The following is a 6420-nucleotide window of genomic DNA, read 5'->3' as shown; positions in this document are numbered from 1 at the left end:
AGCAGCAGGGGCGGAGGTGGCGCCTCCGCCCCAGCCAATTCAGACCTCCTCGCCGCCACCTCCGCCCCTGCTGCTTCCACCGTCCTCACAAACTCCGCCATCAGCACCTTCATCACTTTCACCTTCTTAAGATCCGTCGGCTTCGCCACCCTCGCCACATCCGTCTCCTCCTCGTCATCGCCAAGGAGGAGACGGATGTGGCGTGGGTGGCGAAGCCGACGGATCTTAAGAAGGTGAAAGTGATGAAGGTGCTGATGGCGGAGTTTGTGAGGACGGTGGAAGCAGCAGGGGCGGAGGTGGCGGCGAGGAGGTCTGAATTGGCTGGGGCGGAGGCGCAGGAGAAGTTGAATGTGGCGTCAAAGGCGACGTTTAAGGCGCTGTCGGGGCGGGGGTATGCGAAGACGGTGGAGTCATGGATGAGAAATATATGGTGTGCGGCGTGGACGCTTGAGAAGGATATCAAGCGCGTTTTCCGATGAAAATGAGGAGAATTTTGATGGCGAAGAACAAGTTGGAGAAGAAGTTTGAAGACAGTGGAATTGTAGTATAAAAAGTCTTCGCAGTTTGGGATTTATATTAAAAAAAAGAAACTTACGAGCGCGAGCGATTTGTTAAAAAATTTAAAAATAACAAGGGATATTTTTAATAAAATTGAGGTTATAGGCGAAGATACTAAGAGCTTTAATTTAAAAAACTTTAAATTCCCAAATTTGAGGAAATTGGATTTGTTTCCAAAATTTTTGGTACGTTTACTTGGTAAACTTTTGTTGGTAAAGGCGAGTATAAATAAAAAGCGCGCATAAAAAGGAAATTTAGTAAAATGGTTGTTGAGAGAACAAACTTACAAAATTATGTGGAATATGTTGGTTTAAGAATATTGATGTGCGCAATGTATTTGTTGGGAAGGTCGCTTGCCCATTTCGTTGGACGCGTACTTGCGTTTGTGTTGTTCCATTTTGTACCTGTTAGAAAAAAACAGGTGTTGCAAAATATCGCTTTGTCTTTTCCTGAAAAGTCCAGAAAAGAAGTTATTGCAATAGCAAGAAAGACTTATAAAACTTTTACGAAGGTTTTTGTTGATATGTTTTTTATCTCAAAAATGCCTGATTCGGAAATAGAAAAAATGTTGATATATGATAACGAAGTGATAGATGAAACTCTTGCCAGGGGCAAAGGATTAGTTTTATTGTCAGCTCATTTTGGAAACTGGGAGTTATCCGCTCTTGCATTTGCAAAGAAATATACTGTTGCGCTTATTGTGGCCAAGCAATCTAACGATTTTGTTGATATGATGATAAACAGTTTTAGAAATAAAAAGGGTTTTAATGTAATAGATTTTCAAAGAGATGATAAAATGTCATTTAGACGTATTGTGAGAGCTTTAAGAAAAAATCAGGTTCTTGCCATTCTTGGAGATCAAGATGCAGGTCGCCAAGGCATTTTTCTGCCGTTTTTTGGAAGACTTGCCTCAACTCCGAAGGGTCCTGCGTTTTTTGCAATACGTGCCGGAAGTCCTATAATCACGGCTTTTGGTGTTCGTCAAAAAGACGGCAGTATGAAAATGAAAGTGGAAGAAATTCCTATGCCAAACACCGGTGACGAAGAGAAAGATATTGAAATAATCAATTCTATATACAACAACAGGCTTGAAAAAGTAATTCGTGAAAATCCGGATCAGTGGTTTTGGTTTCATCGTAGGTGGAACACCTTGCCAAATGAAAAATAATTAGACGAGCAAAAGACTCGTTGTAATTATCGAGAAATCGGAGATCAATTTTGCCTAACGATTAATTTGGATTCTCATTTTCATGGGAATGACGCAAACAGATTTGGATTTTTCACTTTGTTTGTGACGACAAACGGCATGTTTCGGCATTTTTCGCAAGTTCTAAAATTGCCCAAAAAGTGTGAATCGAATAAAGTTCAGCGGTAAAAATTTTGGCACTTTTGCTTTGGCTGACAAAAGTCTAATGTGTTATGAACCTTTACAAGAAAATTGGACAGAAAACAAAATATTTGATACAATTCACCGAGTTGTAGCGCTATTAGGACATTAAAAAAGCAAGGAGCAATAAAGATGGCATTTGTAAAAAAAGAAATAGTCGAGCAGTACAAAACGCATGCAACTGATACAGGTTCTTCTGAAGTGCAGGTTGCTATTCTTACGACGAGGATTAAATATCTCTCTGACCATTTTAAGAAATTTCCTAAAGATTTTGCCTCAAGAGTTGGTTTTCTTAAAATGATAGGACAAAGGAGAAGATTATTAAATTATATTAAGAGGCACGATAAAGGAAATTATTCTTCTTTAATCAAAAAATTAGATCTTAGAAAGTAAAAAAAATAAAGGTTCGGCGGACTCGCAAAGGATGCAAGAAAACGCCTTGTTAGTAAGCAGTTTGTAAGGCGTTTATTTGGATCTTTTGTGTTGATGCCGGGCGATGGAGTTAAAATGGAATGTTTTAAAAAAGAAATAGAAGTTGCCGGTAAAAAATTTATTATTGAATCCGGCAAAGTTGCAAAACAGGCAAGCGGTTCTTGCGTCGTAACAGTGGGAGAAACGATTGTTTTGGTTACAGTAGTTGCTTCGAAAGACCCCAAACCCGGCATAGGTTTTATGCCTTTAACCGCTGACTATAGGGAAAGAACCTATGCAGCTGGTAGGATACCCGGCGGTTTTTTCAGAAGAGAAGCTAAACCTAGGGACAGTGAAATATTGGTAAGCAGACTTATAGACAGAAGTATCAGACCTTTGTTTCCTGAATATTGGAGAAACGATACGCAGATATCTGCTATTGTTCTTTCGCATGATGGAGAAAACGATTCTGACACAGCGGCTATATTGGGGGCTTCAGTTGCTTTATGTACATCTAGTTTGCCGTTTGTGACGCCTATAGCTTCTGCAAGAATAGGTAAAATAAACGGTCAACTTGTTGTAAATCCTACAATCTCAGAACAAAAATCAAGTGTTTTAGAGTTAGTTGTAAGCGGAACTGAGGAAGCTTTGACAATGGTTGAAGCAGGCGCGCAAGAGCTTTCAGAAGAAGAAATGCTCGAAGCTTTGAATCTTGCTAGGGAAACAGTAAAATCGATATGTTTAGTCCAAAAAACATTGCCTGCAAGAGTAAAAGTGACTGTGGTAGCGCCACAGCAAAACGTAGCATTGAAAGCAGATATAGAAGCTGAAGCAATTGAAAAAGCTGAGGCTGGCGTCGTAATTAAAGAAAAAGCCGAAAGAGAAATTTTTTGGGCTTCATTTAAGAAAGACATATCCGCAAAGCTTATTGAAAAGTATCCTGAAGAATCTTCTTCTGCAATAGATGCAGTTTTAGAAGATATTTTCTATAAAAAAGCAAGAGAACTTGTTTTAAATAAAAAAATTCGTACGGATGGACGTGGATTAGAAGAAATAAGATCTATAACTTGTGAAACTGACGTACTTCCAAGGGCGCATGGTTCCAGTCTGTTTACAAGAGGGCAGACTCAAGCGTTGGTAACTGTAACTCTCGGGACTCCCGGCGATATGCAGATTATGGATGAGCTCGCGGGCGAATACAAAGAACGTTTTATGCTTCATTATAATTTCCCGGGTTTTTCAACCGGCGAAGCTAAGAGCGAAAGATTTACTAGCAGAAGAGAAATTGGTCATGGTAATTTAGCAAAAAGAGCTTTGAGACCAATTTTGCCAAGTGAAGAAGATTTTGGATATACAATAAGAATAGTGTCAGACATATTAGAGTCAAATGGATCTTCGTCGATGGCTTCTGTTTGCGGGGGGTCGCTTGCTTTGTTTAATGCAGGCGTTCCTGTAAAGGCAAGTTGCGCTGGTGTTGCAATGGGTCTTATAAAAGAAGGTGATAATTATGTTATTTTGACAGATATTATGGGAATGGAAGATCATCTTGGGGACATGGATTTTAAAGTTGCTGGTACAAGAAATGGTATCACTGCTCTCCAAATGGATATAAAAATCTCGGGGCTTACAATTGAACTTTTGACTCAGGCTCTTAATCAAGCAAAACGCGGAAGGTTTTTTATATTAGATAAAATGGATGCCGCAATTTCGCTTCCTAAAAATGATATTTCAAACTATGCTCCACGTATGGTGACTATAACAATTCCTCAAAATAAAATTGGCGAACTTATTGGTCCAGGAGGAAAAAATATAAGAAGGCTTCAAGAAGATAATGGTGTTACAATAGATATTGAAGAAACAGGAAGAGTATCTATTTCTGGAACAGAGTCAGCCGGTGTTGATTGTGTAAAAGAGTATGTTGAGGCTATGACTGCTGAAGTGGAAATAGGAAAAGTATATAATGCGAGAATTGTAAAGCTTATGGCATTTGGCGCATTTGCTGAAATTTTGCCGGGCAAGGAAGGTTTGATACATATTTCGCAGCTTTCAAATCAACACACAAAGAAAGTTGAAGATGTTGTTAATGAAGGCGATGAAGTTAAAGTTAAAGTAATTGAAATAGATAAGCAAGGACGAATCAATTTAAGTATAAAGGCAGCAAACTAACTAGCATGGCTAATGATATTAAAAGCAAGATAAAATCTCTTTATGAAATAATGAAAGATGAAAAAATACAGGAGCTTGAGGTTGACTCTGAAGAGTACAGTCTTTGCATAAAACGTAAAAATAACAATGAAGTTTTTTCAAAAAAACAAATTCTTGCGCCATCTTCCGTAGTTTCTGAGGAAGGAAAACAGGAAGCTCGTTCTTTATTGGAAACAATAAAGTCGCCTATAACGGGCGTATTTTATAAATCTCTTTCTCCATCGTCTCCTATGTTTGTAAGCGATGGCGATATTGTTGAAGTCGGCAAAACTATATGCGTTATTGAAGCAATGAAGGTAATGAATGAAATAAAAGCAACATTTAAAACAAAAATAGTAAAAATATTAGCGGAAAATGGTAAGATTGTAACCTCAGGACAAGATCTATTTGAAATTGAAAAGGTATAAATAATGAGGGAAATGTTGTCTAAAATAGGTTCTGCAGCAGGAGAAATATGACGGTATTTGTCAGAAAGTGAAAAATCTTCTTCAATAAAAATTAAAGCAAGTCTCGGTGTGTCAAACACAATACTTTACCTTGCGTTGGGTTGGTTTTCGAGAGAATGTAAAATTAATATTGCGCAAGTTGGGTATGGCTACAAGATTTCTTTGTAGTTGACTATAAAATAACTTCCAAAAAGTTTTTCTGTCGAAAAGGGTTGTTCTCGTGGTGAAAAATAAAAAAGCTAAGAATAGGAATCAGAATAACAGTATTAAAATAAACAGGGAGGCTGCAGCTCTGCTTTTTGCTTTAGCAGCTTTTTTAAGCGCTTACGTATTTCTTGTTCAGGATAAGTCAGGAATGTTCGGGCGTGCGTTTTCTAAAGCTTTGATTGAAATTTTTGGCGTAGCATCTTATATTTTGCCACTTATATTGTTGTGGTATTTTGTAATACATATCAGACAGTCTGTGAAAATAAGAGGAAGAATTGATTTTATATGGTCGATATTGTGTATGATATCGTCGTCAATATTATTTTCGGCAATACATTCTATATTTGAATCGAAAGTTTTTGGGGGCTGGATAGGCGATAAGCTATATCCTTTTTTCAAAGAGCTGTTTGGTATTAAACTAAGCTTTGCCGTAATTGTAACAATTACTTTAATATTCATTGCAAAACTTTTAAGAATATCAATTGCTCTTTCTGTATATAATTTTTTAAAGAAGTTAAGAGAAGTCATGACAAGTTCTAAAAAAATAAAAATTCAAAACGATATTCAAAAAATTGTTGCGCAACAAAAAAACGAGTCTGATTTTTTTAAACAAGAACCTATAAAACCAAATATTGTTAGCAAACAGGAAGGAGAAGAAAAAAAAAGGAAAGTAGCTCTTTTGCAGTCTGTTGTCAAACAACAAACAGTTGCTAGTAGTGATTTTAGTTATAAACTTCCTCATGTTGATTTGCTTAAAAATGATGCTACTTCAGTTTTTGTTACAAATAAAGATGATCTTTTGAAAAGAGCGGATCTTTTAAGAACAACTCTTGCGGATTTTGATATTATCGCTGAAGTGAAAGATATTATACCTGGTCCTGTTGTAACGCGTTACGATTTAGTTTTATCGCCGGGTACAAGAATTCAAGCAGTATCTAGTGTTATAGACAATTTGTCGCTTGCTATGCGCACAGCATCGATAAGAGTTGTGCCTATACCTGAAAAGGCAGTCGTAGGCATAGAAGTGCCAAATCCTTCAAGTACGATTGTGGGTTTGCGGGGAGTTCTAGAGAGCGGGTCTTTTAAGAACTCACACTCTCTTCTCACGTTAGCTTTGGGAAAAACAACTGACGGGTTAGGCTATGCAACTAGTTTGGCATCAATGCCGCATCTTTTAATTGCAGGCGCCACAGGTTCGGGAAAGAG

7 protein-coding genes are annotated in these 6420 nt (G+C 37.7%); all 7 read left to right on the top strand.

All coding sequences use genetic code 11. The features are described from left to right. The first annotated feature begins 197 nt into the window (after window positions 1–197). Window positions 198–479 carry a hypothetical protein gene (locus tag LE180_RS05645; protein WP_374134483.1) on the top strand — a complete coding sequence of 94 codons (282 nt, stop codon included), beginning with the start codon at window positions 198–200 and terminating at the stop codon, window positions 477–479. A gap of 341 nt (window positions 480–820) precedes the next feature. Continuing rightward, on the top strand, window positions 821–1726 hold the full coding sequence (locus tag LE180_RS05640; RefSeq protein ID WP_374134482.1) for a lysophospholipid acyltransferase family protein: 906 nt from the start codon (window positions 821–823) through the stop codon (window positions 1724–1726). Between the two features lie 351 nt (window positions 1727–2077). Next, on the top strand, window positions 2078–2338 hold the full coding sequence (rpsO, locus tag LE180_RS05635; RefSeq protein WP_374134481.1) for a 30S ribosomal protein S15: 261 nt from the start codon (window positions 2078–2080) through the stop codon (window positions 2336–2338). Between the two features lie 114 nt (window positions 2339–2452). After that, the gene (pnp, locus tag LE180_RS05630; protein ID WP_374134480.1) at window positions 2453–4522 is read left to right on the top strand and encodes a polyribonucleotide nucleotidyltransferase; all 2070 of its coding nucleotides are present in this window, start codon (window positions 2453–2455) and stop codon (window positions 4520–4522) included. Window positions 4523–4527: 5 nt separating this feature from the next. Continuing rightward, window positions 4528–4968, top strand: coding sequence for an acetyl-CoA carboxylase biotin carboxyl carrier protein subunit (locus LE180_RS05625; protein WP_374134479.1), 441 nt, complete (start codon window positions 4528–4530; stop codon window positions 4966–4968). A 57-nt stretch (window positions 4969–5025) separates the two neighbouring features. Beyond that, the gene (locus LE180_RS05620) at window positions 5026–5175 is read left to right on the top strand and encodes a winged helix-turn-helix domain-containing protein (protein ID WP_374134478.1); all 150 of its coding nucleotides are present in this window, start codon (window positions 5026–5028) and stop codon (window positions 5173–5175) included. A 52-nt stretch (window positions 5176–5227) separates the two neighbouring features. After that, on the top strand, window positions 5228–6420 hold a 1193-nt coding region (locus LE180_RS05615), incomplete at its 3' end, for a DNA translocase FtsK 4TM domain-containing protein (RefSeq protein ID WP_374134477.1).

It is taken from the genome of Candidatus Endomicrobiellum pyrsonymphae (genome assembly GCF_020328025.1).
Classification (GTDB): Bacteria; Elusimicrobiota; Endomicrobiia; order Endomicrobiales; family Endomicrobiaceae; genus Endomicrobiellum; species Endomicrobiellum pyrsonymphae.
This window is presented reverse-complemented; position numbering and strand designations above follow the sequence as displayed.